This window comes from Paractinoplanes maris (genome assembly GCF_023544465.1).
GTDB classification, from domain to species: domain Bacteria; phylum Actinomycetota; class Actinomycetes; order Mycobacteriales; family Micromonosporaceae; genus Actinoplanes; species Actinoplanes maris.
The window spans coordinates 306,062-329,955 of record NZ_JALPVL010000014.1 but is presented as its reverse complement, the minus strand read 5'-3'; the positions used below and the strand labels follow the sequence as shown (position 1 = coordinate 329,955).

At 71.2% G+C, this 23,894-nt stretch carries 25 protein-coding genes and 1 pseudogene; 17 read left to right on the top strand and 9 right to left on the bottom strand.

What is annotated here, in order from left to right; all coding sequences use genetic code 11:
• The first annotated feature begins 24 nt into the window (after positions 1-24).
• On the top strand, positions 25-864 hold the full coding sequence (locus tag NAG42_RS36355; protein ID WP_250036697.1) for an SDR family oxidoreductase: 840 nt from the start codon (positions 25-27) through the stop codon (positions 862-864).
• Here NAG42_RS36355 and NAG42_RS36350 read toward each other — a convergent pair.
• Positions 813-1,919, bottom strand: a complete 1,107-nt coding sequence (locus NAG42_RS36350) for a LacI family DNA-binding transcriptional regulator (protein ID WP_250036696.1) — start codon at positions 1,917-1,919, stop codon at positions 813-815. The two genes, NAG42_RS36355 and NAG42_RS36350, sit on opposite strands and share 52 nt — an antisense overlap.
• A gap of 30 nt (positions 1,920-1,949) precedes the next feature.
• Between NAG42_RS36350 and NAG42_RS36345 the strand changes: the two genes are divergently transcribed.
• Positions 1,950-3,128 (top strand): MFS transporter, encoded by a 1,179-nt coding sequence (locus NAG42_RS36345; protein ID WP_250036694.1) that lies wholly within the window; start codon positions 1,950-1,952, stop codon positions 3,126-3,128.
• 13 nt (positions 3,129-3,141) lie between these two features.
• Here NAG42_RS36345 and NAG42_RS36340 read toward each other — a convergent pair whose 3' ends face one another.
• Both NAG42_RS36340 and NAG42_RS36335 read right to left on the bottom strand, forming a co-directional pair.
• Entirely contained in the window at positions 3,142-3,861 is a 720-nt protein-coding gene (locus tag NAG42_RS36340) for a GAF domain-containing protein (protein WP_250036693.1), read from the bottom strand.
• Positions 3,862-3,926: 65 nt separating this feature from the next.
• The gene (locus NAG42_RS36335) at positions 3,927-5,336 is read right to left on the bottom strand and encodes an NADP-dependent succinic semialdehyde dehydrogenase (protein ID WP_250036691.1); all 1,410 of its coding nucleotides are present in this window, start codon (positions 5,334-5,336) and stop codon (positions 3,927-3,929) included.
• 127 nt (positions 5,337-5,463) lie between these two features.
• Between NAG42_RS36335 and NAG42_RS36330 the strand changes: the two genes are divergently transcribed.
• A complete protein-coding gene (locus NAG42_RS36330; RefSeq protein ID WP_250036689.1) occupies positions 5,464-5,862 on the top strand; it encodes a ChaB family protein in 399 nt (132 codons plus the stop codon).
• Between the two features lie 5 nt (positions 5,863-5,867).
• Here NAG42_RS36330 and NAG42_RS36325 read toward each other — a convergent pair whose 3' ends face one another.
• Positions 5,868-6,602: a hypothetical protein gene (locus tag NAG42_RS36325; protein ID WP_250036688.1), complete on the bottom strand. Its 735-nt coding sequence runs from the start codon at positions 6,600-6,602 to the stop codon at positions 5,868-5,870.
• Positions 6,603-6,742: 140 nt separating this feature from the next.
• On the opposite strand from NAG42_RS36325, the gene NAG42_RS36320 reads away from it, so the two are divergent.
• Together NAG42_RS36320 and NAG42_RS36315 are read left to right on the top strand one after the other, a co-directional pair.
• On the top strand, positions 6,743-8,029 hold the full coding sequence (locus NAG42_RS36320) for an erythromycin esterase family protein (protein ID WP_250036686.1): 1,287 nt from the start codon (positions 6,743-6,745) through the stop codon (positions 8,027-8,029).
• A gap of 43 nt (positions 8,030-8,072) precedes the next feature.
• Positions 8,073-9,350: a cation:proton antiporter gene (locus tag NAG42_RS36315; RefSeq protein WP_250036684.1), complete on the top strand. Its 1,278-nt coding sequence runs from the start codon at positions 8,073-8,075 to the stop codon at positions 9,348-9,350.
• A gap of 22 nt (positions 9,351-9,372) precedes the next feature.
• Here the strand turns inward: NAG42_RS36315 and NAG42_RS36310 are convergent, their stop codons facing one another.
• Positions 9,373-10,065 (bottom strand): sulfatase-like hydrolase/transferase, encoded by a 693-nt coding sequence (locus tag NAG42_RS36310; protein WP_250036682.1) that lies wholly within the window; start codon positions 10,063-10,065, stop codon positions 9,373-9,375.
• Between the two features lie 362 nt (positions 10,066-10,427).
• Between NAG42_RS36310 and nhaA the strand changes: the two genes are divergently transcribed.
• Entirely contained in the window at positions 10,428-11,729 is a 1,302-nt protein-coding gene (gene nhaA / locus NAG42_RS36305) for a Na+/H+ antiporter NhaA (protein WP_250036680.1), read from the top strand.
• Positions 11,730-11,801: 72 nt separating this feature from the next.
• Complete coding sequence (locus tag NAG42_RS36300) at positions 11,802-13,091, top strand: ArsB/NhaD family transporter (protein WP_250036679.1); 1,290 nt, start codon at positions 11,802-11,804, stop codon at positions 13,089-13,091.
• A 4-nt stretch (positions 13,092-13,095) separates the two neighbouring features.
• On the opposite strand, the gene NAG42_RS36295 is transcribed toward NAG42_RS36300, so the two are convergent.
• The gene (locus NAG42_RS36295; protein WP_250036677.1) at positions 13,096-13,542 is read right to left on the bottom strand and encodes a CBS domain-containing protein; all 447 of its coding nucleotides are present in this window, start codon (positions 13,540-13,542) and stop codon (positions 13,096-13,098) included.
• A gap of 147 nt (positions 13,543-13,689) precedes the next feature.
• Here NAG42_RS36295 and NAG42_RS36290 point away from each other — a divergent pair, with 147 nt between their 5' ends.
• The 3 genes from NAG42_RS36290 to NAG42_RS36280 all read left to right on the top strand — a co-directional run bounded on the left by NAG42_RS36290 (position 13,690) and on the right by NAG42_RS36280 (position 17,106).
• Positions 13,690-14,583: an ABC transporter ATP-binding protein gene (locus NAG42_RS36290; protein WP_250036675.1), complete on the top strand. Its 894-nt coding sequence runs from the start codon at positions 13,690-13,692 to the stop codon at positions 14,581-14,583.
• Positions 14,580-16,193 (top strand): ABC transporter permease, encoded by a 1,614-nt coding sequence (locus NAG42_RS36285; RefSeq protein ID WP_250036674.1) that lies wholly within the window; start codon positions 14,580-14,582, stop codon positions 16,191-16,193. The genes NAG42_RS36290 and NAG42_RS36285 overlap by 4 nt, the downstream gene beginning before the upstream one ends.
• A gap of 172 nt (positions 16,194-16,365) precedes the next feature.
• A complete protein-coding gene (locus NAG42_RS36280; protein WP_250036672.1) occupies positions 16,366-17,106 on the top strand; it encodes an STAS domain-containing protein in 741 nt (246 codons plus the stop codon).
• Here NAG42_RS36280 and NAG42_RS36275 read toward each other — a convergent pair.
• A complete protein-coding gene (locus NAG42_RS36275) occupies positions 17,100-17,393 on the bottom strand; it encodes an STAS domain-containing protein (protein ID WP_250036670.1) in 294 nt (97 codons plus the stop codon). The genes NAG42_RS36280 and NAG42_RS36275 overlap by 7 nt on opposite strands.
• Positions 17,394-17,674: 281 nt before the next feature.
• Here NAG42_RS36275 and NAG42_RS36270 point away from each other — a divergent pair, with 281 nt between their 5' ends.
• The 5 genes and pseudogenes from NAG42_RS36270 (at position 17,675) to NAG42_RS36250 (ending at position 21,090) form a co-directional block, all read left to right on the top strand.
• A complete protein-coding gene (locus NAG42_RS36270; protein ID WP_250036668.1) occupies positions 17,675-18,415 on the top strand; it encodes a GAF and ANTAR domain-containing protein in 741 nt (246 codons plus the stop codon).
• Between the two features lie 40 nt (positions 18,416-18,455).
• Entirely contained in the window at positions 18,456-19,172 is a 717-nt protein-coding gene (locus tag NAG42_RS36265; protein WP_250036666.1) for an ANTAR domain-containing protein, read from the top strand.
• Positions 19,173-19,203: 31 nt separating this feature from the next.
• Positions 19,204-19,713, top strand: a pseudogene (locus tag NAG42_RS45205) (molybdopterin-dependent oxidoreductase); the annotation flags it as partial.
• A gap of 94 nt (positions 19,714-19,807) precedes the next feature.
• Positions 19,808-20,629 carry a molybdopterin oxidoreductase family protein gene (locus tag NAG42_RS36255; protein ID WP_250036664.1) on the top strand — a complete coding sequence of 274 codons (822 nt, stop codon included), beginning with the start codon at positions 19,808-19,810 and terminating at the stop codon, positions 20,627-20,629.
• A 2-nt stretch (positions 20,630-20,631) separates the two neighbouring features.
• On the top strand, positions 20,632-21,090 hold the full coding sequence (locus NAG42_RS36250; protein WP_250036663.1) for a hypothetical protein: 459 nt from the start codon (positions 20,632-20,634) through the stop codon (positions 21,088-21,090).
• Here the strand turns inward: NAG42_RS36250 and NAG42_RS36245 are convergent, their stop codons facing one another.
• A complete protein-coding gene (locus tag NAG42_RS36245) occupies positions 21,091-21,804 on the bottom strand; it encodes an ANTAR domain-containing protein (protein ID WP_250036661.1) in 714 nt (237 codons plus the stop codon).
• Positions 21,805-21,987: 183 nt separating this feature from the next.
• Here NAG42_RS36245 and NAG42_RS36240 point away from each other — a divergent pair, with 183 nt between their 5' ends.
• Positions 21,988-22,560 (top strand): STAS domain-containing protein, encoded by a 573-nt coding sequence (locus NAG42_RS36240; RefSeq protein WP_250036659.1) that lies wholly within the window; start codon positions 21,988-21,990, stop codon positions 22,558-22,560.
• A gap of 233 nt (positions 22,561-22,793) precedes the next feature.
• Positions 22,794-23,513, top strand: coding sequence for a GAF and ANTAR domain-containing protein (locus tag NAG42_RS36235; protein ID WP_250036658.1), 720 nt, complete (start codon positions 22,794-22,796; stop codon positions 23,511-23,513).
• Positions 23,514-23,570: 57 nt separating this feature from the next.
• Here the strand turns inward: NAG42_RS36235 and NAG42_RS36230 are convergent, their stop codons facing one another.
• On the bottom strand, positions 23,571-23,861 hold the full coding sequence (locus tag NAG42_RS36230; RefSeq protein ID WP_250036656.1) for a hypothetical protein: 291 nt from the start codon (positions 23,859-23,861) through the stop codon (positions 23,571-23,573).
• Positions 23,862-23,894 lie beyond the last annotated feature (33 nt).

Genomic DNA, 23,894 nt, shown 5'->3' with positions numbered 1-23,894 from the left:
CAACGACGAGCGCGAGGACAGACGATGACTGACAACGAACCGCAGCAGCAGCCGCCCGGCACGACGCAGGAGATGCGGCGGCAGCCGGATCACGGCGAGGACAGCTACCGGGGCAACGGCCGGCTGACCGGCAAGCGGATCCTCATCACCGGCGGCGACAGCGGTATCGGCCGGGCCGCCGTCATCGCCTTCGCCCGGGAGGGCGCCGACGTCGCGATCTCGTATCTGAGCGAGGACGAGGACGCCCGGGACACGGCTGCCCTGGTGGAGAAGGCCGGTCGCAAGGCGGTGCTGATCCCCGGTGACCTGACCTCGCGGGAGCACTGCCGGGCCGTGGTCGACCAGGCCGTACGGGAACTCGGGGGTCTGGACGTGCTGGTCAACAACGCCGCGTTCCAGATGACCCACGAGACGGTCGAGGAGATCAGCGACGACGAGTGGCAGCACACGTTCGACACCAACATCACCGCCATGTTCCGGCTGGTGCAGGCGGCCCTGCCGCACCTGGGCGAGGGTGCTTCGATCATCAACACCAGCTCGGTGAACTACGACCAGCCCAAGCCGACGCTGCTGCCGTACGCCACCACCAAAGGCGCGATCGCCAACTTCACGGCCGGGCTGGCCCAGATGCTCGGCGACCGGGGCATCCGGGTCAACGCCGTCGCCCCGGGCCCGATCTGGACGCCGCTGATCCCCTCGACCATGCCGCCCGAGCAGGTCGAGGAGTTCGGCAAGAACACCCCGCTGGGCCGGCCGGGTGAGCCGAAGGAGGTCGCCCCGGTGTACGTCCTGCTCGCCTCGGACGAAGGCAGCTACATCTCCGGCGCCGTCGTCCCGGTCACCGGCGGCAAGGCCATCCTCTGAACCACCGCCGGGGCCGGTCTCGTGCCGGCCCCCACGGTGGAGGATCGCCGGATCAGTCGCCAGGAATCGCGGTGGTCCGGTGCCGACTCGCCCAGGGCCGCGGCCGCGCAGGCCGCGCCCTGCTCCCGCAGCGACTGGGCCACCGTGGTGAGGTTGTTGTCCCGGGCCAGCTCCGAGTCGTCCCACCCGCTGACCCGCAGCGGGCCGGTGGTCTCGCTCAGGGCGGCGAGCGCCAGTGTGTCGCCCATGGCGGCGACGGCGTCGATGCCGGGCGCCACCGCGAAGAGCTCCCGCATGACCGTGCGCGCCTCGGCCACGTCGTTGGTGCGGCACACCCCGACCGGCACCTCGGACCAGTCGAGGCCGAGGTCCAGCGCCGCGTCGCGGTAACCGGCCAGCCGATCCCGGGTGACGGGGTAGGCGACGGTATCGGGATCGACGCCGGAGCGGACGAAGGACTCCCGGCGCCGGTCGACCGGAAAGCTCAGCACGGCCGGTCGCCGGGCGGTGGCGAACACCTCGAGGCCGGCCGCGCGGGCGGCGGCGCGGTTGTCGATGCCGATCACGGTGGTGCCGGCTCGATCGGGACCGCTGTGGACGACCACCGGGCGGTGGGTGCTGCCGGCGGCGGCCAGAACCGGGTCGTCGGCGGTGGTCGTCCAGATCACGTACGCGTCCACCGCCGCGGCGGTCACCCGGTCGGGGTCCTCCTCGCCGGTGCCGGTCGGCACGATCAGCAGCCCGTATCCGCGCTCGGCGCAGACCTCGGCGATGCCGGCCAGGAAGGCCACCGCCTGCGGGTCGTCGAAGGCGTAGGTGAGGTGTTCGCCCAGCACGACGCCGAGCGTGCGGGTGGCGCCGTAGCGCAGGGACCGCGCGCTGGGATCCGGGCCGGCGTAGCCGAGGGCCTGGGCGGCGCGCAGCACCCGGTCGCGGGTCTCGGCGGCGACCCGCTGCGGCCGGTTGTAGGTGTAGGACACGGTCATCGGGGACACGTCCGCCGCGCGCGCCACGTCGGTCATGGTCACCCGGCGGGAGGGCTGCCGCGATTGCACAGGCCCACCCTATCTGTGTAGCGTTACACAATGCTTCTCGCGACGCCGCGCCGACCGCTTGTCACCGCCGCCTACCTGGCGCTGGGCGTGTTCGGCACGTTCTGGGGCACCTGGGGCGCGGCCGTGCCCCGCATCCGCGATCAGGCCGGGGTCGGCGACGCCCAGCTCGGCACCGCCCTGCTGTTCATCAGCGCCGGCGGCCTGCCCGCGATGCTGCTGACCGGCCGGGCGCTGGACCGGTGGGGTCTGCGGTGCACCGCGGTGCTGGTCGTCGCGCTGGGCGGCGCCGGACTCGTCGCGGCGGCCACCGCCGGCGGGCTCGTCAGCCTGTGCGCCGGGCTCGCTCTCGTGGGCGCGGCCAGCGGCGCGGCCGACGTCGCGATGAACTCGATGGCCGGCCGGGCCGAGCAACGGACCGGGCGGCCGGTCATCACCCGGGCCGGCGCGGTGTTCTCCACCGGCGTCGTGCTGTCCAGCCTCGGAGCCGGTGCGGCGTACCGGCTCGGGGCCGCCACCTGGGTTCCGTTCGCGACCGTACTGCTGCTGTCGGTGGTGGCCGGTGCCGCCATCCACCGGGCCCTGCCGACCGACGTCTCGGGTCCCGAGCCGGCCACCTCGCGCCGCGGCCGGCTGACGATCTGGCCGCTGCTGCTCCTCGGGGCGCTGGGTGCGCTCGCGTACGCCAGCGAGAACGCCCACCAGAGCTGGAGCGCGGTCTATCTCGAGGACGTGCTGGCCACCGAGCCCGGGCTCAGCGCGATCGCCCCCGCGGTGTTCGCGGCCGTCGTGGCGGTCACCCGGCTGGCGGTCAGCGCCCTCAAACCGGCGTACGCCCGGCGGGTCCTGGTCCTCGGGTCGGTCGTGGCCGCAGCCGGCGCGGCGGTCCTCGCCCGTGCCCCCACCGTGCCCGTCGCCCTGGCCGGGCTGGTCCTCGCCGCCGCGGGCACGGCGGCACTCTTCCCGACGCTCCTGAGCATCGTCTCGCGCAACGTCGCCGAGTCCTCGCGTGGCCGGGCCACCGCCGTCGTGACGGTCGTGGCCTACCTGGGCTTCCTGCTGGGCCCCGTCTACGTCGGAGGGTGGGCCGCCGCGACCGGGCTCCGAGGGGCGATGGTCGCGGTGGCCGCCCTCGGCGTCGCGCTGGCCGCACTCACCCTGCCGCTGCTGGCCCTGAGCAGATACACGGTGACGACCCGGTCCGCCAGGTGACCCAGGCCGGTGGTCAGGGCTGGTGCTGTTCGATGACCTGGGCGGCGGTGTCGGTCAGGGAGGCACCGGTTTCCGCGGCCCGGTCGCACAGAACCTGGTAGCCGTGGTCGGGGCCCGTCCCGTCGGCCGACAGCACGGTGATGGCCCGCTGAATCATGGTGCGCAGGGCCACGGCGCCGATGAGACCCGCGGTCAGCTCGCGGCCGCCGGCCTCCAGCGCGTCGTGGTCCCAGCGATCGGTGGAGTCCGGGTCGTACGCCGCCCACACCGCGGTGGTCAGCGTCGACAGGGTGCCGGACCGGCGGCTGTAGAGATTGAGCGCCGCGACGGTTGTGCCCGAGCCGGCGAACAACGGGATCGACAGGGACGTCTCGAGGCCGGACCGGGTGGCCGTGTCCCGGAAACCCGGCCAGGTCATCGTGGCGGCGATGTCGGGAACGGCGGCCGGATAGTGCGCCTCGAGGGCTTCGAGGCAGGGACCGGCCTTGTCGTCGTACTGGGCCTGGTCGACGGCGGCCGCGAGGTCACTGCTGGCCGCGACGGTGGCGTACCCACCCTCGTCGCGGCTGGTCACCGAGGCGCACTCGACCGGGGCGATCAGCTTTGCGGCCAGCTGAGCGATCACGACGAGGTCGGTCCCGATGCGGAAGCTGTCGTCCGGCGTGCCGGCCAGGGCCAGCAACCGTTCCTGCAGCAGACCGGTCGGCTGCACCTGCCCAAGCGGCGAATTCACCGGCCGTGCATACCACCACGATCACCGCATAAACACTGCCGGCGTCGCCGGGTGGGCCGGCGGATTCACTCGGTGGCCGAGTCGACGTCGGCCCCGCCGCTGTCGCCGATCCAGACCGACTTGAGGTTGCAGAACTCGCGGATGCCGGCGGCCGACAGCTCCCGGCCGTACCCGGAGTTCTTGACCCCGCCGAACGGCAGCTGCGGATACGAGGTGACCATCCCGTTGACGAAGACCGCGCCGGCGTCCAGTTCGCCGGCCAGCCGCTGCTGCTCCTGCGGGTCGTCGGTCCAGGCGTTCGCGCCCAGACCGTACGAGGTGGCGTTGGCCAGCTCGATGGCCTCGTCGATCGAAGCGGCCCGGTAGACACCGGCGACCGGGCCGAACACCTCCTCGGAGAAGATGCGCATGTCGCGGGTGATGTCGGTGATCACGGTCGGCGGGTACCACCAGCCGGCCCCCTCGGGCGCCTTTCCGCCGCACCGCACGGTGGCGCCCTTGTCCACCGCGTCGGCGACCTGCTCCTCGACGTCCGCGCGGCCCTGCTCGGTGGCCAGCGGCCCGACATCGGTGGCGTCCATCATCGGGTCGCCCACCGTCAGCGCCGACATGTGCGCGACAAACGTGTCCACGAACTGGTCGTAGACGTCGGTGTGCACGATGAACCGCTTCGCCGCGATGCACGACTGGCCGTTGTTCTGGCAGCGCGAGGTGGCCGCAACCTGGGCCGCGCGGTCGAGGTCGGCGGTCGGCAGGACGACGTACGGGTCGCTTCCGCCCAGCTCCAGCACGGTCTTCTTCAGCTCGCGGCCGGCGATCGCGGCGATCGAGCGGCCCGCGCCCTCGCTGCCGGTGAGCGTCGCCGCCCGGACCCGCGGATCGGTGAGGATCCGCTCGACCGCGTCCGAGCCGACCAGCAGGGTCTGGAACGCCCCGGCCGGGAAGCCGGCCCGGGTGAACAGCTCGCCCAGATAGAGCGCGGTCTGCGGGACGTTCGAGGCGTGCTTGAGCAAGCCGGTGTTGCCGGCCATCAACGCCGGCGCGGCGAACCGCATCGCCTGCCAGAGCGGGAAGTTCCACGGCATGACCGCGAGCACCGGTCCGAGCGGCTGATAACGCGCGTACGCCCGGACCGCACCGACCGCGGACGGGTCGACCGGCTCGTCGGCCAGGAACTGCTCGGCGTGCTCGGCATAGAAGCGGCAGGCGGTGGCGCACTTGGTGACCTCGGCCTTGGCCGCGGCGAGGGTCTTGCCCATCTCCTGGGTCATCAGGGCGCCCACGTCGTCCTGCTCGGCGTCGAGCAGGTCGGCCGCCGCCCGCATCCAGCCGGCCCGCTGCTCGAAGGACGTGGCGCGCAGGGCGCGGAAGCCCGTCACCGCCCGGCCGATCGCCGCGTCGACCTGCTCGTCGGTCAGCGCATCGAACGTCTTGAGCACCTCACCCGTGACCGGGTTCGTCGTGGCGATCGGCATGGTCGTCTCCTCCTGGCTTGTCTGAGGACAGCCGCTACCCGCTCACGCGCCGGTTAACCGCTGCGCGTTGTTTGACCGGGCCCGGAACGGGCACGAAACGCAGGTCCCCCACGTCGAGGAGGTCATCATGCCGGCCAAGGACGACATGCCCAGCACGGTGAAGCGCTCACCGAAGAAGGCGCAGGATACCTACGCCAAGACCCACGACCACGCGGTCGAGGAGTACGGCGAGGGCGAGCGGGCCCACCGTACGGCGTTCGCGTCCCTCAAGCACTCGTTCGAGAAGACCGGGGATCACTGGGAGCCCAAGGAGAAGAAGGGCCCGAGTGACGCCAAGGCGGCCGGCGGCCGGGACACCAAGGCCAAGACCGCCGGTGGGGTCGACGCGAACGCCAGCAAACAGCACCTGATGGATCAGGCCAAGAAGCTCGAGATCAGCGGGCGCAGCCGGATGACCAAGGGCCAGTTGGTCGACGCGATCCAGAAGGCCAACGACAAGAGCACCCGCAAAGCCCGCGGCAAGTAGTGCCGCTACCGCGCCGCCGCGATCTCGACCGGCATGGCCGCCCAGATCACTTTGTCGTCGCCGTCCGGCAGCAGCCCCCACCGGTCAGCCAGGGCGTCGATGACGAGTGATTCGAGGGCGGCACAGTGCTCGTCCGGTGGTTCCGGGGGCGGCTGCCGGCCGGCCCGGACCCAGAGGTAGAGGATTCCGCGGTCCAGCAGCGCCACGACCGTCATGATGGTCGACGCCCGCCGGACGGTCTGGCTGACCAGTTCACTGGCCAGCAGCGCGGCGGCCCCGGTGAGGTGGGTCAGATCCCAGGCCAGGCAGGCCTGGGTCACGATGTCGCGGGCCGCGCGGGCCGAGCCGGAGATCGGCAGAATCTGCTCGACGAACGACGGCGATCTCAGCAACCCTACGGCGAGTGCCTCGCAGGCATGGGCGAATCGGCCCGTGACCGCGGGGCTCCGGCCGAGCTCGTGGCGACGCGCGGCGACGTCGATGGGCGGCTCGGGGCTCAGCAGGATCGTCGTGCCCGAGGCCATGGTGCTGTAGCCGATCGTCAACGACGAGCCGGTCACGACGATCCGGTCGGACGCCGGCATGTCGGGCAAGTCGAGGATCAAGCAGTCCGGTCGCCGAGCGAGCAGGCGTTTCAGCGCCGCCCGCAAGGCCAGCAGGGAAGACGTGTCCGGTCTACCGTGGACCGCGACGAATGTGGACTGCGGGCCCGTGTCGACGTCCCAGGTCAGCGGGCACATGTGTCCGACCGGCCATCGTCGCCGCAGCGTCTCCTGCTCGCTGTCATGCGGCGCGGGTACCCGCCCGAAAGGTCACTACACCGGCGAGATTCCACCCGGCACCGGACGCATGAGACCTGCCGTGGCGGGTACGCCGCGGCATGGGACGTTACGGCGACGAGGTGGCGGCACTGGCCGCGCCGCTGACCGATCCCGGCGACCTCGACGTGCTGCTCGACCGGGTGGGTGACGCCCGGGTGGTGATGCTGGGTGAGGCGAGCCACGGCACGCACGAGTTCTATACGTGGCGGGCGGCGATCAGCCGGCGTCTGATCGAGGAGAAGGGCTTCTCGTTCGTCGCCGTCGAGGGCGACTGGCCCGACTGTGACCGCGTGGACCGCGCCGTCCGCTGCCTGCCGGACGCGCCGGCCGACCCGCGGGAGGCGCTGCTCTGTTTCGAGCGGTGGCCGACCTGGATGTGGGCCAATGAGGAAGTCGTCGACTTCACGCGCTGGCTGCGCACCCGCAACGCCGGCGTCGATGCGTCCGAGCGGGCCGGTTTCCACGGTCTGGACGTGTATTCGCTGTGGGAGTCGCTGCGCGAGATTCTCACCTACCTGCGCGAGCACGATCCCGAGCAGGTGCCGGCGGCGCTGGCCGCCTATCGGTGTTTCGAGCCGTACGGCGAGAACGCGCAGGAGTACGCCTGGGCGACCCGGATGGTGCCGGCCAGTTGCGAGAACGAGGTCATCGACCTGCTCGCCGCGCTGCGCCGGCGGGCCGCCGCCGACGGGGCCGACCGGTTCCGGGCCTGGCAGAACGCCGAGGTGGTGGCCGGGGCGGAGCGCTACTACCGGGCCATGGTGCGCGGCGGCCGCGAGTCCTGGAACGTGCGGGACCGGCACATGGACGAGAGCCTGGATCGCCTCCTGCAGCACTACGGGCCGGGCTCCAAGGCAGTCGTGTGGGCGCACAACACCCATGTCGGCGACGCCCGGGCCACCGACATGGCCGAGTCGGGCACGGTGAACGTCGGTCAGCTCGCCCGCGAACGATACGGCCCCGACCGGGTGGTGCTGGTCGGCTTCGGCACGCACCACGGCACCGTGGTCGCCGGGCACGCCTGGGGTGCACCGATGGCGGTGATGGCAGTGCCGCCGGGCCGGCGCGACTCCCTCGAAGCCGTGCTGCATGCGGCCGCGCCTCAGCAGGCGTTGTTCGTCTTCCCGCCGGGCGACCACCCCGACGTGCTGACCGGCGAGCTCGACCACCGGGCCATCGGCGTGGTCTACCACCCCACCCGTGAGGAATACGGCAACTACGTGCCGACCGTGCTCGGCGAGCGCTACGACGCCTTCCTCTGGTTCGACAGGTCCCAAGCCGTACGGCCGCTGTCCCCGCACGCCGTCGATGTGCTCGAGCCGGAGACGTATCCGTCCGGAGTCTGACCGGGCTTGCATGGACCGGGCCTCGGCGGGGAAGTGAGGACCCGTGCAGATCTCTGACGTCGTTTTCGCGGTCATCGGCTTCGGGGCTCTGCTCGCGGGCATCCTTCCGCGGGTCCTGGAGCGACGGCCGCTGTCGATGCCGATCGCCTTCCTCGCGCTCGGCATGCTGGTCTTCGCGCTGCCGATCGGATTGCCGGACGCCGACCCGCTGGCCCATCCGAAGGCCACCGAGCACCTGACCGAGATCGGCGTGATCGTCGCGCTGATGGGCGCCGGCCTGAAGATCGACCGGCCGCTGAGCCTGCGGGGATGGTCGTCGACCTGGCGGCTGCTGGCGATCGCCATGCCGGTCACGATCGCCGCGATGGCCCTGCTCGGCTGGTGGTGGGCCGGCCTGGTGCCGGCCACCGCGCTGCTGCTGGGCGCGGCCCTCGCGCCGACTGATCCGGTGCTGGCTTCCGACGTGCAGGTCGGCGAGCCCACCGGCGAGGAGGATTCCGAGGACGAGGTGCGGTTCGCGCTGACCTCGGAGGCCGGTCTGAACGACGGGCTGGCGTTCCCGTTCGTCTACGCCGCCATCGCCATGGCCGGCGCCGCCGGACTGAGCTGGGTGGGGGAGTGGGCCTGGCTGGACCTGCTCTACCGGCTCGTGGTCGGGGTGGGGGCGGGGCTGATCGTCGGCAAGCTGCTCGGGCGCCTGTTCTTCCGCGCCCGCAAGGAGAGCCTGCGGCTGGCCAAGCATTCCGAGGGGTTCCTGGCGCTGGCGGCGACCTTCCTGGCGTACGGGGTGGCCGAGGTCGCCCAGGGTTACGGGTTCGTCGCGGTGTTCGTGGCCGCGCGGGCGATCCGGGCCGCCGAGCGGTCGCACGACTACCACCAGGTGCTGCACGACTTCGCCGAGCAGGTCGAGCGCCTGCTGACCGTCCTGTTGCTCCTGCTCTTCGGCGGCGCCGTCGTCGGCGGTCTGCTCGAACCGCTGACCTGGCCGGCCGCTCTGGCCGGACTGGCGCTCATCTTCGTCGTCCGGCCGGTGACCGGTTTCCTGTCCTTGCGCGGCGCACCCGGTCGCGCGGCGGAGCATTGGGTGATCGGGGCGTTCGGCATCCGCGGCATCGGCTCGTTCTACTACCTGTCCTATGCGCTCACCCACGCCGCCTTCCCCGGCGCCGACCTGGTCTGGGCGACGATCGGCTTCGTCGTGCTGGTTTCCGTCGTGCTGCACGGCATCGCCGTCACACCGGTTATGCGCCTGCTCGACCGGGCCAACGAGCGCACCCACCAGCAGGATGTCGTGCCCGAGCCGGCGAGCGAGCAGTCCTGAACCGGCCGGCCCGGGCAGTGGTTCAGCGGCCGCCGGCGGCCGTCCAGCACTGCGGCCGGCCCTGGCAGGCGCTCATGGCCCGTACGGTCGCCGCCAGCTCGGCCTGGACCGGCGACGAGAGGGTCCCGGCGGTGTTGTTCAGCATGTTCGGGTCGGCCCGGCGGTCGTAGTACTCCTTCGTCCCGTCCGCGTACTCGACATAGGTGTAGGTGGTGGTCCGGATGGCCTCGTAGGTCGCCGGGTTGCCGCTGTTCTTGTCCGCGCGGTCCGGGTCGGCGGGGTCGGTGTTGGGGCCGTGGTGCTCGATCAGTGAGGTCGTCCGCCACCCCGGGCCCGGCTCGCCGCCCAGCAGCGGCACCAGGCTGCGGCCATCGACGTCGGACGGCGTCGTCGCGCCGGCCAGCTCCTCGAAGGTCGGCCGCAGATCGACGTTCTCGACCGGTTCGGTGACCGTCTTGCCCACGCCGACACCGGGACCGGCGACGATGAGAGGAACGTTCACGTCGGTGTCGAAAGCCGTCTGCTTACCGGGGGTCATCCGGTATTCGCCCATGTGGAACCCGTTGTCGGAGCTGAACATAATGATCGTGTTGTCGGCCGCCCCGGTCTTCTCGAGGGTGTCCCGCAGCGAGCCGATCATCCGGTCCACCGACTGTACGGCCTGGGCCCGCTTGCGGAAGTTCACGTCGATGGTCTTCTGCTCTTGGGCGGTCAACGGCTCGCGTCCGGCCAGGTATTTGGGAGGGTTGGCGGGCAGCTTGTCGAAGGCCGGCCCGCGCGGCGCGCCGTTGGTGAAGATGCCGGTGTTGTGCGGATAGCGGCCGGTGAAGATCGAGGACCGCGACGGGCAGGGCGGAGAGCAGCGCGCAAGCGTGCCGGAGGAAAGTCATGTCCCGGACGCTAGGGGCCTGGGTATCGATGAACGTCAGCGAATCGTACGAGGGACGTAAAGCCGTTTCGGTGGCCCGGGTTGCCCCGATCACAGCGGGGCGGACGGTCCGCCGGTAGGGTTGGCCCCAGGTGCGCCGGGAAGTCTGGTCGGCAAGTGGCTGGACCGACCCCAGATTTGGAGCGCCTGTGAGCGAAACACCTCGTCTTGTCCCCCGTCTGCTCAGCCGTGGTTCCTGGGCGGAGGCGCGGCGCATCGCCGATGTGCTGCGTAAAGAGACGATCGGCGGGGCCCTGCTCCTGGTCGGGACAGTCATCGCGCTGGTCTGGGCCAACTCGCCGTGGCGCGAGCACTACGACGCGATGGTGAGCTATGAGATCGGCCCGTCGGCGCTGCATCTCAACCTGACGCTGGGAGCGTGGGCGGCCGACGGGCTGCTGGCGATCTTCTTCTTCGTCGCCGGGCTCGAGCTCAAACGGGAGTTCGTCGCCGGTGACCTGCGGGATCCCCGCCGGGCGGCGGTGCCGGTGGCCGCCGCGGTCGGCGGCGTCATCGTCCCGGCCGTGTTCTACACGGTGATCAACCTGGGTGGTGCGGTGAAGGGCTGGGCCATCCCGACGGCGACCGACATCGCGTTCGCGCTGGCGGTGCTGGCCGTGGTCGGCCGGTGCCTGCCCTCGGCCCTGCGGACCTTCCTGCTGACCCTGGCCGTCGTCGACGACCTGCTGGCCATCCTGATCATCGCGGTGTTCTACACCGCGCACCTGGCGGTGCTGCCGCTGCTGGCCGCCCTGGTGCCGCTGGCGCTGTTCACCGTGCTGGTGCAGCGGCGGGTGCGCTCGTGGTGGCTGCTGCTGCCGCTGGCCGCGGCGGCCTGGGCCCTGGTGCACGCCTCGGGGGTGCACGCCACCGTGGCCGGGGTGCTGCTCGGCTTCGCCGTGCCGGTGCTGCGGCCGGCCCTGGACCGCGGGGCCGAGCCCGGTCTGGCCGAGCACTTCGAGCACCGGTTCCGGCCGATCTCGGCCGGCGTCGCCGTGCCGATCTTCGCCCTGTTCGCCGCGGGTGTCACGATCGGCGGACTCGAGGGCCTGACGTCGGCGCTGTCCGACCCCATCGCCATCGGCATCGTCGCCGGCCTGGTCCTCGGCAAGCCGATCGGCATCCTGCTCGCGACCTGGCTGACCGCCCGGTTCACCCGCGCGACCATCGACTCCGGCCTGTCCTGGATCGACATGGCCGGGCTGGCCCTGCTGGCCGGGGTCGGCTTCACCGTCTCACTGCTGATCGGGGAGCTCGCGTTCGGCCCCGGCGAGCAGGACGACCGGGTGAAGGTCGCCGTGCTCATCGGCTCGCTGGTGGCCGCGCTGCTGGCCGCCGTGGTGCTGCGCCTGCGTAACCGCACCTACCGGCGCATCTACGACGAGGAGCAGGCCGACCGGAACCAGGACGACATCCCCGATGTTTACCAGAGCCAGGGAAACCCCGCCTGATCACCGGACCGGCGATCGATCCGGGAACCCTGGTCGGCGATTGATGACGGCTGACCGCATTCGGGAGAATCCATGAGCGCACTGGCTTGGATCGCCGTCCTCGTCTTCGTGACGGCCTACGTCCTGATCGCCACCGAGAAGATCAACCGGGTCGCCGTCGCGCTCGGCGGGGCGGCGATCATGCTGGCGCTCGGCGCCACCGACGCCGAGCACGCCTTCTTCTCCGAAGAGTCGGGCATCGACTGGAACGTCATCTTCCTGCTGCTCGGCATGATGCTGATCGTCGGCGTACTCAAACGCACCGGCCTGTTCGAGTACGTCGCGATCTGGGCGGCCAAGAAGGCCCGCGGGCGACCGTTCCCGATCATGGTGATCCTCATCGTGGTCACCGGGGTGGTGTCCGCCGCGCTCGACAACGTCACCACCGTGCTGCTCGTCGCACCGGTGACCCTGCTGGTCTGCGACCGCCTCGGCGTACCGCCGGTGCCGTTCCTCATCGCCGAGGTCCTGGCCTCCAACATCGGCGGCGCCGCCACCCTGGTCGGCGACCCGCCGAACATCATCATCGCCAGCCGTTCGGGGCTGACCTTCAACGACTTCCTCAGCGTGATGGCGCCGCTCGTGCTCGCCGTGCTGGTCGTCCTGGTGGGGTTGTGCCGGATCATGTTCCGGTCGGCGTTCCGATATGACGCGGAACGCGTCGAACGGGTGATGGCGTTGCGCGAGGCCGACGCCATCCGCGACCGCCGGCTGGTGATCATCAGCCTGATCGTGCTCGGGGCGGTGCTCGTCGCCTTCAGCCTCCACACGCTGCTCGGCTTGGAACCGTCCGTGGTCGCCCTGCTCGGCGGCCTGCTGCTGCTGGCTCTGTCGCGGCTCGACGCCACCGAGGTCGCCCAGGACGTCGAATGGCCGACGCTGATCTTCTTCGCCGGCCTGTTCATCATGGTCGGCGGCCTGGTCACCACCGGCGTGATCGACACGCTGGCCCACGCGGCCACCGGTGCGGTCGAGGGCAAGCTGTGGCCGGCCACCATGCTGCTGCTGTGGGCGTCGGCCGCGCTGTCGGCCATCGTCGACAACATCCCGTACGTGGCCACGATGAGCCCGATCGTCGCCGAGCTGGTCGACGCGGCCGGCGGCAACGACAAGGCTCAGGTGCTGTGGTGGGCCCTCGCCATCGGTGCCGATTTCGGTGGCAACGCGACCGCGGTGGGAGCGTCGGCGAACGTCGTGGTGCTCGGCATCGCCGAACGCGCCGGCCACCGCATCTCGTTCTGGGGCTTCACCAAGTACGGCTTGATCGTCACCGTCATCTCGGTCGCGCTGGCCGTGCCGTACCTGTGGCTGCGGTTCTTCTGACGGCTCAGGTGCCGAGCATGCGGTCGAGCAATCCGTCCAGGGTGATGGCACCGGTCATCACCCGGTCACGGTCGACCACGGCGACCAGCGGCACGTTGGAGCGGGCCATCACCGAGGCGACCTCGAGCAGGGTGGCGTCGGCGCTGACGGCCGGCAGCTCGGGACGGTTGCGCGGCAGCAGGTCAGCGACCGTGCGGTCGCCGATGCCCTCGAGGACGACATCGGCGGCGGCCTCGTCGATCACCCGGGCCAGGGCCGGATCGTCCTGGCAGTACGACGGCAGCGCCATCCGCAACACTTGCGTGCCGGCCAGCACGGTCAACGGCCGGCCTTTCGGGTCGACCACCACCAGCCCCGGCAGATCCTGGGCGGCCAGCAGCCGGGTGGCCTCACGGGCCGGCGTCCTCTCGGCCACGGTGTCCATCTGAACCGCCACATCACCAGCACGCATGCGTCGACGATACGCCGGATCCCCCATTGATCCCGCCGACGGCAACGGCAGGCCGTTCCGGCGGGACGGCGACGAGAGTACGGTGAGGCGCAGGTGTGCCGGGAAGCCTGGTCGGCGGTCACGTCCGCACGACTGAAGGGCCTTCCGATGGGTGATTCCGCCCTGCGCGCCGACCACCTCACCAAACGCTACGGGCGCCTGACGGCACTCGACGATCTGACGCTCGAGGTGACGGCCGGCGAGGTGTTCGGGTTTCTCGGACCGAACGGTGCCGGCAAGTCCACCACCATCCGTCTGCTGCTGGGCCTCGCCCGGCCCACCGCCGGGCGGGCCTGGGTGTTCGGCATCGACGCCGCGGACGTCGCCCGGGCACACCGGCTTCTCGCCCATGTGCCGGCCGACGTCGCGTTGTGGCCGCACCTGACCGGTGCCGAGATCCTGCACCTGCAAGCGCGCACCGGCTCGGGCGTCGACCTGGCCTACCGCGACGAACTGGTGCAGCGGTTCGAGCTGGACCCGTCGAAGCCGGCCGGTACGTATTCGACCGGCAATCGGCAGAAGGTCGCGCTGATCGCGGCGTTCGCCACCCGCGCCCCGTTGCTGGTGCTCGACGAGCCGACCAGCGGCCTCGACCCGCTGATGGAGCGGGAATTCCGCACAGCCGTCGCGACCGCCCGCGCACGCGGCCAGGCGGTCTTCCTCAGCTCTCACCAGCTGGCCGAGGTCGAGGCGGTCTGCGACCGGGTGGCGATCCTGCGCGCCGGCCGGTTGGTCCAGGTCGCCTCCCTCCCGGAACTGCGCGACCTGCATCGCTCCGAGGTGACCCTCACCTACACGGGTTCGCCACCGGCGCTGGCTGAGGTCAGCGGCGTCGGCGCGGTGGAGTCTGCGGGGGAGGGACATGTGCGGTTCACGCTGACCGGCTCGCCGGCACCGGTCCTCCAAGCGCTGGCCGCAGCCGACATCACGGCGCTGGTCGTGCGCGAGCCGAGCCTCGAGGAGATCTTCCTCGACTACTACGGCGCCGCGGACGTCCGATGAGCACCGGCAGTGCTGCCCTCGCCCCGGCCGCGCCCGGTCGGGCGGTGACCGGATCGGCGATACGGCAGGTGCGCCGCGGTGGCTTGATCGTCGTTCTGCTCACCGCCGGCCTGCCGGCGCTGGTCGCCGCCACCTATGCCGGGGTCATGGCCGACCCGGCCGCGGCCGGCGGTCTGCGGGCGCTGGCCGGCAACCCGGCGATCCGGACCCTGTTCGGTGAGCCGATCGGCCTCGACAACGCGGGCGGGTTCACGGTGTGGCGGGTCGGGACCGCACTGGCGGTCCTGCTCGGCGTGTGGAGCATCCTCGCCACGACCCGGATCACTCGCGGCGCGGAGGACGCCCGTCGCTGGGATCTGCTCCTGGCCGGACAGTTGACGCTCAGGGGCACCGTCGCACGCCATCTCGCTGCCGTCATGCTCGTCCCGGTCGTCGCCGGCGGCGCGGTCACCGCCGTACTGCTGCTTGCCGGCACCCGGACGGCGGGGGCGTTGACCTACGGGGCCGGCATCGGCGTACTCGGGCTGTTCTTCGTCGCGGTCGGCGGCCTCACCGCGCAAGTGTTCCCGGCACGAGCTTCGGCGACCGGGACCGCGGTGGCGGTCCTTGCGGCGGGCCTGCTGACCCGCATGATCGGCGACGGTCTCGCCGATCTGGCCTGGCTGCGCTGGACGTCGCCGTTCGGCCTGCTCGCGCTCAGCGCCCCGTACCACCGGAATTGGATCCTGCCCGTCCTCGTCCTGCTCGCCGCGACGATCGTGGTGGCCGGCGCCGCACTCGTCCTCGCCGGCCGCCGCGACCTGCGGGGCGGCTTGTTCGCGGAGCGGTCCGGCCGGCGACCGCGGCTTCGCCTGCTCAGCGGCGTGGAGGCGTTCGCCGTACGCCGGATGGTGCGGCCGTTGACCGGCTGGGCGCTCGGGATCGGCGCGTACTACCTGTTGATCGGGCTGACCGCGGTGTCCATCACCGAATTCCTGACCGGCAACCCGCGCCTGGCGGACGAGGCCGCCCGGGCCGGCTTCTCGCTCGGTGCCGTCGAGGGATTCACCGCGACCCTGTTCGCCATCCTCGCCCTGCCGGTCGGCGGGTTCACCGCGATGCGCCTGGGCGCCTTCGTCGCGGCCGAGACCGACGGCCGGTTGACCCTGCTGAGCGCGCAACCGATCAGCCGGCCGCGCCTGCTCGGCGCCGAACTGCTCGCCACCACGGCCGGTGCGGTGCTGCTGGTCAGCGTCGCCGGCCTGACCACCTGGCTCGGCGTGGCCATCTCGGGTGGTGACCTCGCTCTGCTCGCCGCTCTGCGAGGAGCGTGGAACGTCCTGCCCGTCGTCCTGCTGACCCTCGCCGCAGCCGCCTTGGCGGTCGGCTGGGCGCCCCGCACGACCGGGGTCGCCGGGTCACTGCCCGCCACCGGCGGCTTCCTGCTGCTGGTGCTCGCCGACAGCGTCGGCGCGCCCGGCTGGGTTCGTGGCCTGTCCCCGTTCGCGCACCTGGCGCCCGTGCCACTCACGGGTGTCAACTGGCCCGCGACGGCGGTCACGACCGGCCTGGCGATCGGATCGACCGTGCTCGCCCTGCTCGGCTACGGCCGACGGGACATCCGGGTCTGAACCCGTGGCAGGCATGCGCCGTGTCGTGGACGTGCGAACGGCAACGCCGCCTGAGGTTTGTCCGAGAGCGTCGTGGGCATTTGTTCCTACTTCGGAGATGTCTGGCTCCGGCTGAGGCGTCAACTCACATCAGCTTGTGACTCCGCACAGGTGTATTGCGGAGGAGAGTTGCATGCCTGGTCCTCAGGCGTTGACGTGGCATCAGGAGATTCGGGACGAGCTACCGACCCTGACCGTGGCCGGGACGTTGACCGTGGCGTCCGGCGAGCCGCTGCACGACGCGGCGATCGGATTCCTGCGGCAGCACCGGGCCGAGGTGATGATCGATCTGACCGCGTTGACGGTGGCCGACGAGAGTGCGGTTCTGGTGTTCGGCCGGATCGTGGACGAGGCCCTGCGGTGGCCCGACGTTCTGGTTGTGGTCTGCGCCCCCACCGGCGAGGTGATGCGGCTGCTCAGCGCGGACGTGCTGGACCCGAGGCTGGTCTTCGACAGCGTGGCTTCGGGGCGGTCGGTCGCGCTGGCGAGCGTGCCCGCGGTGTCCGAGGACCTGCTTCCGATCTCGCGGGCCGCGCGGCACGCTCGCCGGGTGGTCACCGAGGCGTGCTTGCGGTGGGACGAGCCCGATCTGATCGGCTCGGCGACGCTGGTGGTCAGCGAGCTGGTCAGCAATGCGGCGATGCACGCCCAGACGATGATGACGATGCAGGTCCGGCTGCGGCCCTGCCATGTGCGCATCGCGGTCTTCGACGGCTCGGCTCTTCCGGCTGTGTCCCGGTCGGCCGGAACGGCCGGTGGTGGCGGCCGCGGCCTCCTTCTGGTCGACGCTGTCTCCGCGGCGTGGGGCTCGACGCCTCTGCCCGACGGCAAAGTGGTCTGGTCGGCACTGGCCCGCGGCAACGGTGATCAGTAGAAGCCGGCCCGTTCGTTGATGGAGCGATGCGTCAGCCCGGCCTCCAGGAAAGCCTGGCGTGTCCGGTGATGGGGATTGACGACGGTCAGCTGACACTCCATCTGCCGGGCGTCGCCGCGGCACAGCAGCAGAGCCGCGACCCCGGCGGCGTCCAGCGAGATGAGGCCCCGCGCGTCGATCTCGATCAGGCGGGGCTGGTGCCGGCGTAACTGATCCAGCACGCTGTGGTGGAGGTCCGTGCCGCCGGCCGCGTCGAGCTCGCCGGCGATGATGAGGCGCCGCGTCACGGGATCACCGCTGCGGTCGGCTTCGATCACCAGACCAGTGGCACGTCTGGCCGTGCCGGGCATCTTTTCGTTGAGCACAGGTCACCTTCAGCTCGAATGCCGGGACAAGCCCTCGCTGCTGAAGGTCCGTACGAGGATACCCATGATCACGGCCGGTAGACATCACACTTCGGAAGGACGGCGGGCGGCCGCGGGTGAATCCCAGGATGGGTGATCACGCCCGGCATAGAACGGGTGGACGTGGGTACGACGCGCCGAGCCCACGGAGGACAACCATCGTCATGACTGAGCACCGATCCAGCACACCGGCACCTCACCAACGCGGTGCACTGGCCCGCTGCCTGGCCGATCTCGCCGATACCGCCGACGACGCGCCCGGCGTGGACGCGCAACTGATCACCGCCGCGCTGCTGACCGCCGACCTGGTCGCAGCCGCCGACTACGCGTCCGTCACGGTGCTGCGCGACGGCGGCTATACGACGGTGGCCGCCAGCAGCCAGCTGGCCAGGGCGGTCGATCGGGCCCAGTACGACAGCGCCTCGGGACCGTGCCTCGACAGTGTCGCCACGGGCGCGCCGGTCGCCGTGCCGGACATGAGCACTGCCATCCGGTGGCCCGGATTCCGGGACGAGGCGTGGCGCCTGGGCTTGCGGGCGTCGCTGTCCATCCCGTTGTTCGCCGGAAGCGGCACGACGATCGCCGCGCTCAATCTGTACGGACGCGACCACGTCACGATGACGCCGCTCAGCGAGGCGGTGCTGACCGTCTTCGACATCGGCCCCGGCGACGGCGAGCAGGCCGCGATCCGGTCGGCCACGCTGGACGACGGGAGCCGGGACCTGCTCGCCGGGCTGGCCGAGGCCCACGCCGTCCGCGCGATCATCCAGCGCGCGATCGGTCTGCTCATCGGCCGGGTCAGCTGCACGGCCGAGCAGGGCTACCGGACCCTGCGGGGGTGTGCCGCCGACGCCGGCACCACCTTGAGTCACGTGGCGACCGACCTGCTGACCGAGCCGACGTGACCGTTCCGGACCAGCCGGATCCACCAGCGGAGGGACTGCCATGACCGATGACAAGCCGGTCGACCCGGCCGACGCCTTTGCCGAGCTCGGCCGGATCAAGCTCAGTGAGATCGACCTCCAGGGCGTCCTCCGCAAGATCGCGGACCTGGCCAAGCGTACGGTTCCCGGGGCCGCCGAGGTGACCGTGACGCTTGTCCAGGGCGAGCGGGCGCAGACCGCGGCGTTCACCGGTGACGTCGCCCTGGCCCTGGACGAGACGCAGTACCGGCTGGGGCACGGACCGTGCCTGGAGGCCTCGGCCGGCGCCGGAACGTTGTCGCTGCCCGACATGGCCCGGGAGTCACGCTGGCCGGATTTCGCCCGGCGCGCGTTGGACGCGGGGGTGCACAGCTCGCTGTCGGTCGGTCTGCCGGTGCACGCGGATGTCACCGGTGCGCTGAACGTCTACGCCACCCGGGCCGCGGCCTTCGACAACACGGCGGTCGAGCTGGCGGAGGTGTTCTCCGGCTATGCCGCCGTCACGCTGGGGAACGCGCATCTGTACGACGCGAAGGCCACCCTGGCCCAGCAGATGCAGGCGGCCATGCAGAGCCGTGCCGTGATCGAGCAGGCCAAGGGCATCCTGATGGGTGGGCGGCACTGCAGTGCGGAGGAGGCCTTCAAGATCCTGACCAAGCTGTCGCAGGACACCAACCGCAAGCTGCGCGACGTCGCCGCCGCCCTGGTGGACAGCGTTCAGCACCGGGGACAAGCATGATCCCCGCGGCGCGGGCCGGAGCGGACCATGGGTGACCGGATCGCCGACCCGTGGGGCGAGCGGACACCGTACGGGCCGGGGGAGACCTGGCCGGCCCGGGTCGACCTGCACCTCGCCGACGGTCGCGCGCTCCCGGGAACTGCTGCGGGGTCCGGGCGGCTGGGGCCACTTCGGCTTCTACGCCACCGGTCAGCTGTTCCTGGAGGAGTACTACACGCTCGGTGTGCTCGGTAAGGCCGGGATCGGCACCCCGCACATGGACGGCAACACCCGGTTGTGCACGGCCACCGCGGCGGCCGCGCTCAAGGCGAGCTTCGGCACCGACGGGCAACCCGGCTCCTACACCGATGTGGACCACTGCGACGCGATCGCGCTGTGGGGACACAACGTCGCGGCGACCCAGACCGTGCTGTGGATGAGGATGCTGGACCGGCGCCGCGGGACCGACCCGCCGGCGATGCTGGCCGTCGACCCCCGCTCGACCCCGGTCGCCCGGGAGGCCGACGTGCACCTGGCGGTGCGCGCCGGCACCAATCAGGCCCTGCTCAACGGCCTGCTCCACGAGATGATCAAGCGAGGCTGGTACGACGAGAAGTACCTCGCCGCGCACATGGTCGGCCGGCACCTTCACCAATGTGGACCGGACCGTGCATCTGAGCGAGAAGGCGGTCGACCCGCCCGGCGAGGCCCGGGCCGATCTGGACATCTTCCTCGACTACGCCCGGCGGATGGACTTCCGCAACCGCGACGGCGCCCCGCTGATCGACTGGACCACCCCCGAGCAGGCGTACGCGGCCTGGCAGCGCTGCTCGGCCGGCCGGCCCTGCGACTACACCGCGATCACCTACGAGCGCCTGCGCGGCGGCAGCGGCATCCAGTGGGGTGGTGAGCGGCTGTACACCGACGGCGTGTTCAACACCGACCCCGGCTACTGCGAGACCTACGGCCAGGACCTGAGCACCGGCGCCGAGTTCACCGCCGAGCAGTACCGGGCCAAGCAGCCGGCCGGGCGGGCCTTCCTGCCCGCCGCCGACTACCAGCCCTCGCCCGAGGTGCCGTCCGAGGAGTACCCGCTGCTGCTGACCACCGGCCGTACGGTCTATCAGTTCCACACCCGCACCAAGACCGGCCGCGCCCCGGAGCTGAACGCGGCGGCTCCGGACGTGTGGGTGGAACTGCACCCGCAGGACGCCGCCCGGCACGGCATCGCCGAGGGTGACCTGGTCGGCATAGCCTCACCGCGAGGCGCTGTCGAAGCGCGGGCCCGGCTCGGCGGCATCCGTCCCGGCGTGGTGTTCGTGCCCTTCCACTACGGCTACTTCGACGTCGACCCGGCGCGGCGCCGGCCCCGCGCCGCCAACGAGATGACCGTGACCGCCTGGGACCCGGTGTCCAAGCAGCCCCTCTTCAAGGTGGCCGCGGTCCGGATCGCCAAGCTCGCGGGATCGGACGACTGACCATGCATCTCGCCCACTACCTCGGACTGCTGCACCGGGCCCAGCTCGCCCGGGCCGACGCGTTCCGGCAGGTGGCCGACGCGCACGGCGCGGAGCCGGACATCGACCACCTCTGCCGGCAACAGGCGAAGCGTTGCGATGACCACGCCGCGCGGCTGGAGCCCTTCGCGCGGCGCTACGCCGAGAAAGCCCCCGAGGAACCCGAGCGGCTGCACTCCGAGCTGTTCCGGGGCACCCGCACCGGCGGCATCGGCCTGCTGCGCGACCTGCAGGACCTCTATCTCATGACCGCCGAGTGCGACATCTGCTGGACGGTCGTCGGCCAAGCCGCCCAGGGCGCCCGCGACCGCGACCTGCTCGACGTCGTGACCCGTTGCGAGGGCGAGACGGCGATCCAGCTCGCCTGGCTGCGCAGCCGGATGAAACAGGCCGCCCCGCAGGCACTGGTCGTAGCCGACTGATCAGCTGGGCGGGCGCTGGGCCTTGCGGACCAGGGCCGTGGCGACGTCGTGGAGCTTGCGATTGGAGTTCTGCGACATCTTGCTGAGCGAGGCGAACGCCTCATCGGCGCTGCAGTGCATCTCGGCCATGATGATGCCCTTGGCCTGCTCGATCACCGCACGATGCTCCATCGCCGCCTGCATGTGCTGGGCCAGGGTGGCCGTCGCGTCGTACAGGTGTGCGTTGGCCAGCGCGACCGCGGCGTAGCCGGAGAAGGTCTGAGCCAGCACGACCGCGTCCTCGTCGAACGCGTCGGGTTCGGTGGAGTACAGATTCAGTGCGCCGCTCACACTCTCGTGGACGGGCAGGCCGACCGACAGCGAGCTGCGCACTCCGGCCTTCAGTGCGGCCGGCACGTAATGCGGCCAGCGTTGCTCCCGAGTCAGGTCGGGCACCGACTGGACGGCGGCGGCGGCGGCCGCGTCCAAGCACGGGCCGCCGCCTTCCTCGTATTGTCGTTCGTCCATGTCGCGGGCCAGATCGCCGGTGAACGCCGCGGTGTGCGCCTTCTTGCGGCGGAGCAGCGTCACCGATGCCTCGTCGACGCCGGCGATCGTCCGCTTGGCCAGGGTGGCGACCTGCTGCAGCACACCTTCGAGGTCGGTGTCGGCGAGTTTGATCCGGCCGAGCTCGGCGAAAGCGTACGTGGGGTCGAGGGGCTGTTGATCTGCCACGGCGGGACATCCCTGGAAAAGGGCACAACAGCGTCGATCAGAGACGAGCTGGTGCGCAGGTCACTGCAGGCTTCTCCACCACGGCGGGGGAGCCGGGACCTGCGCCACTTCTTGACGCCGGGCTCGTCGGCCCGACAGATGGACCGACCACAGAATCCCAGTGTAGTGCCCGCGGGTGGACCGATGGCGGGCGCCATTGTGCTCAGCCGTGTGATGGGACGCGATGCGATGTGGTGTCGGCTGGCGGCCGAGGCAACCGGCGATTACTCTCATCAGTGGGTCAAGCCAAGTGCCCGTTCATGTGGCGACGGCAGAGGCGGACTTGTGACTATTCGTCAGACCTTTGAACTCGGGCGTATCGAGCTCGACGGACGACCGATTCGTGACGGCGTGACAGTGACTGTCGTCAATGACAGCGGCGCCCCGGTGCTCGCGGTCCGCAGCTGGACCGAGCACGGTCCGTCCGCCGCCGAGCCGATCGGTCGGATGACGGTCATCGCCGCCGAGGGCGATATCGACGTGGACACCGAGCCTTTGTTGCGACACGTCCTGGCGCAGGCCGTCAACGGCCGCCCGGCCGTCTGTTGCGATCTGAGCGGGGTCACCTTCTTCGGTGCCGCCGCCGCCAATCTGCTGCTGGCCACGCATCGGCGTGCGACCGAGGCCGGGCAGCTCTTCGTTCTGCGGGGTGCCGGCGGGATGACTGAGCATGTCCTGGCGGTAGCCGACCCGGACCACGTCATCGCCCGGTACTGAGGGCCGACCCGTACCGGAAAGCGCACGTCGGCCAGGATCACGCAGCCGGACAGGGCGCCGAACGGCGCCGAGCCGACACGTATTATCGTCATCACGGCGGCTCCTGTGGGCCGCCACCAGCGTCAAGCAGCGGCGCGGGCCAGGAAGCTCGACGGCTTCCGGCAACTCTGTCCCGCCGACTCGCACGGCCATCGCCATGGCACCGTGCCCGTTGCAAGGATCGCCCGAGATTCATGACGCACGCCCCGACCGACCCGCTTGCTGTCTTCGCCCGACTCGGCCGCGTCAAGCTCAGCGAGACCAGCCTCGACGATGTCCTGAGCCAGGTCGCCGCTGTCGCGCGACAGGCGCTGCCCGGCGCCGCCGACGTGTCCATCACCCTGGTCCGGCCGGACGGCCCCTACACCGCCGCCTGCACCGGAGATCTCGCGCGGGTGCTGGACGAACGACAGTACGAACACCATCGTGGACCGTGCCTGCAGGCAGCCGCCGAACATCGGACCATCTCCGTGCCCGACACCGCCGGCGACACCCGCTGGGCCGGCTGGGCCCCGCGGGCGGCCGCCGCGGGAGCCGGCAGCGTGCTGTCGGTCGGCCTGCCCCTGCTGGACGACATCAGCGGAGCCCTCAACATCTACGGCCGGCGGCCGGCCGCGTTCGACGACCGATCCATCGCCCTGGCGCAGTCGTTCGCCGGGTACGCGTCGGTCGCCCTGGCCAACGCCTACGCCTATCACCACACCGCGGACCTCGCCCGGCAGCTGCAGCAGGCGATGGACAGCCGGGCCGTCATCGAGCAGGCCAAGGGCATCATCATGGCCGAACAGCGATGCGGTCCGGACGACGCCTTCGCCGTGCTCACCCAGATCTCCCAGAACAGCAACCGCAAGCTCCGCGAGGTCGCCGCGACCATGGTCGCCGCCGTTCAACGGTCACCGGGCGCATCGCGCTGATGCTTCCGGCCCGCGCGGGCTCGCCGGCCGAACCGGCAGGCGAGCCCGGTGGTGATGTCACGGCGGTGGACGTTGACGGTCGGTGAGCGGATCGGCCGTCGGCTCGTCCGGCGGTGTGACGGCCGCAGGGGCCGCCGCGCCGCCGGGCAGTGACGCGGAATCGGAACTGGGCGCGGGCGGCGGCGCGGGACCGGACGAGTCCGGCCACGAGGCGGCGATCAGCTCGTCGAACTCCGCCTGAACCAGGTCGGGGTCGCTGCTGACGAGCTCCGCGAACGCCTCGTCGAAACCGCGATCCCACTCCGGGGACAACGCGGTCCGGGCCCGCACCACCAAATTGTCGAACATGTTTCACCACCCGCCTTGTCGAACGGATGAGGG

What these genes read in the sequence shown, in the direction of transcription:
- NAG42_RS36355 (WP_250036697.1), top strand. Translation starts at nt 25, where the DNA reads ATGACTGACAACGAACCGCAGCAGCAGCCGCCCGGCACGACGCAGGAG.
- NAG42_RS36345 (WP_250036694.1), top strand. Translation starts at nt 1,950, where the DNA reads ATGCTTCTCGCGACGCCGCGCCGACCGCTTGTCACCGCCGCCTACCTG.
- NAG42_RS36335 (WP_250036691.1), bottom strand. Translation starts at nt 5,336, where the DNA reads ATGCCGATCGCCACGACGAACCCGGTCACGGGTGAGGTGCTCAAGACG.
- NAG42_RS36330 (WP_250036689.1), top strand. Translation starts at nt 5,464, where the DNA reads ATGCCGGCCAAGGACGACATGCCCAGCACGGTGAAGCGCTCACCGAAG.
- NAG42_RS36325 (WP_250036688.1), bottom strand. Translation starts at nt 6,602, where the DNA reads ATGTGCCCGCTGACCTGGGACGTCGACACGGGCCCGCAGTCCACATTC.
- NAG42_RS36320 (WP_250036686.1), top strand. Translation starts at nt 6,743, where the DNA reads ATGGGACGTTACGGCGACGAGGTGGCGGCACTGGCCGCGCCGCTGACC.
- NAG42_RS36300 (WP_250036679.1), top strand. Translation starts at nt 11,802, where the DNA reads ATGAGCGCACTGGCTTGGATCGCCGTCCTCGTCTTCGTGACGGCCTAC.
- NAG42_RS36295 (WP_250036677.1), bottom strand. Translation starts at nt 13,542, where the DNA reads ATGCGTGCTGGTGATGTGGCGGTTCAGATGGACACCGTGGCCGAGAGG.
- NAG42_RS36290 (WP_250036675.1), top strand. Translation starts at nt 13,690, where the DNA reads ATGGGTGATTCCGCCCTGCGCGCCGACCACCTCACCAAACGCTACGGG.
- NAG42_RS36285 (WP_250036674.1), top strand. Translation starts at nt 14,580, where the DNA reads ATGAGCACCGGCAGTGCTGCCCTCGCCCCGGCCGCGCCCGGTCGGGCG.
- NAG42_RS36280 (WP_250036672.1), top strand. Translation starts at nt 16,366, where the DNA reads ATGCCTGGTCCTCAGGCGTTGACGTGGCATCAGGAGATTCGGGACGAG.
- NAG42_RS36270 (WP_250036668.1), top strand. Translation starts at nt 17,675, where the DNA reads ATGACTGAGCACCGATCCAGCACACCGGCACCTCACCAACGCGGTGCA.
- NAG42_RS36265 (WP_250036666.1), top strand. Translation starts at nt 18,456, where the DNA reads ATGACCGATGACAAGCCGGTCGACCCGGCCGACGCCTTTGCCGAGCTC.
- NAG42_RS36250 (WP_250036663.1), top strand. Translation starts at nt 20,632, where the DNA reads ATGCATCTCGCCCACTACCTCGGACTGCTGCACCGGGCCCAGCTCGCC.
- NAG42_RS36240 (WP_250036659.1), top strand. Translation starts at nt 21,988, where the DNA reads ATGGCGGGCGCCATTGTGCTCAGCCGTGTGATGGGACGCGATGCGATG.
- NAG42_RS36235 (WP_250036658.1), top strand. Translation starts at nt 22,794, where the DNA reads ATGACGCACGCCCCGACCGACCCGCTTGCTGTCTTCGCCCGACTCGGC.
- NAG42_RS36230 (WP_250036656.1), bottom strand. Translation starts at nt 23,861, where the DNA reads ATGTTCGACAATTTGGTGGTGCGGGCCCGGACCGCGTTGTCCCCGGAG.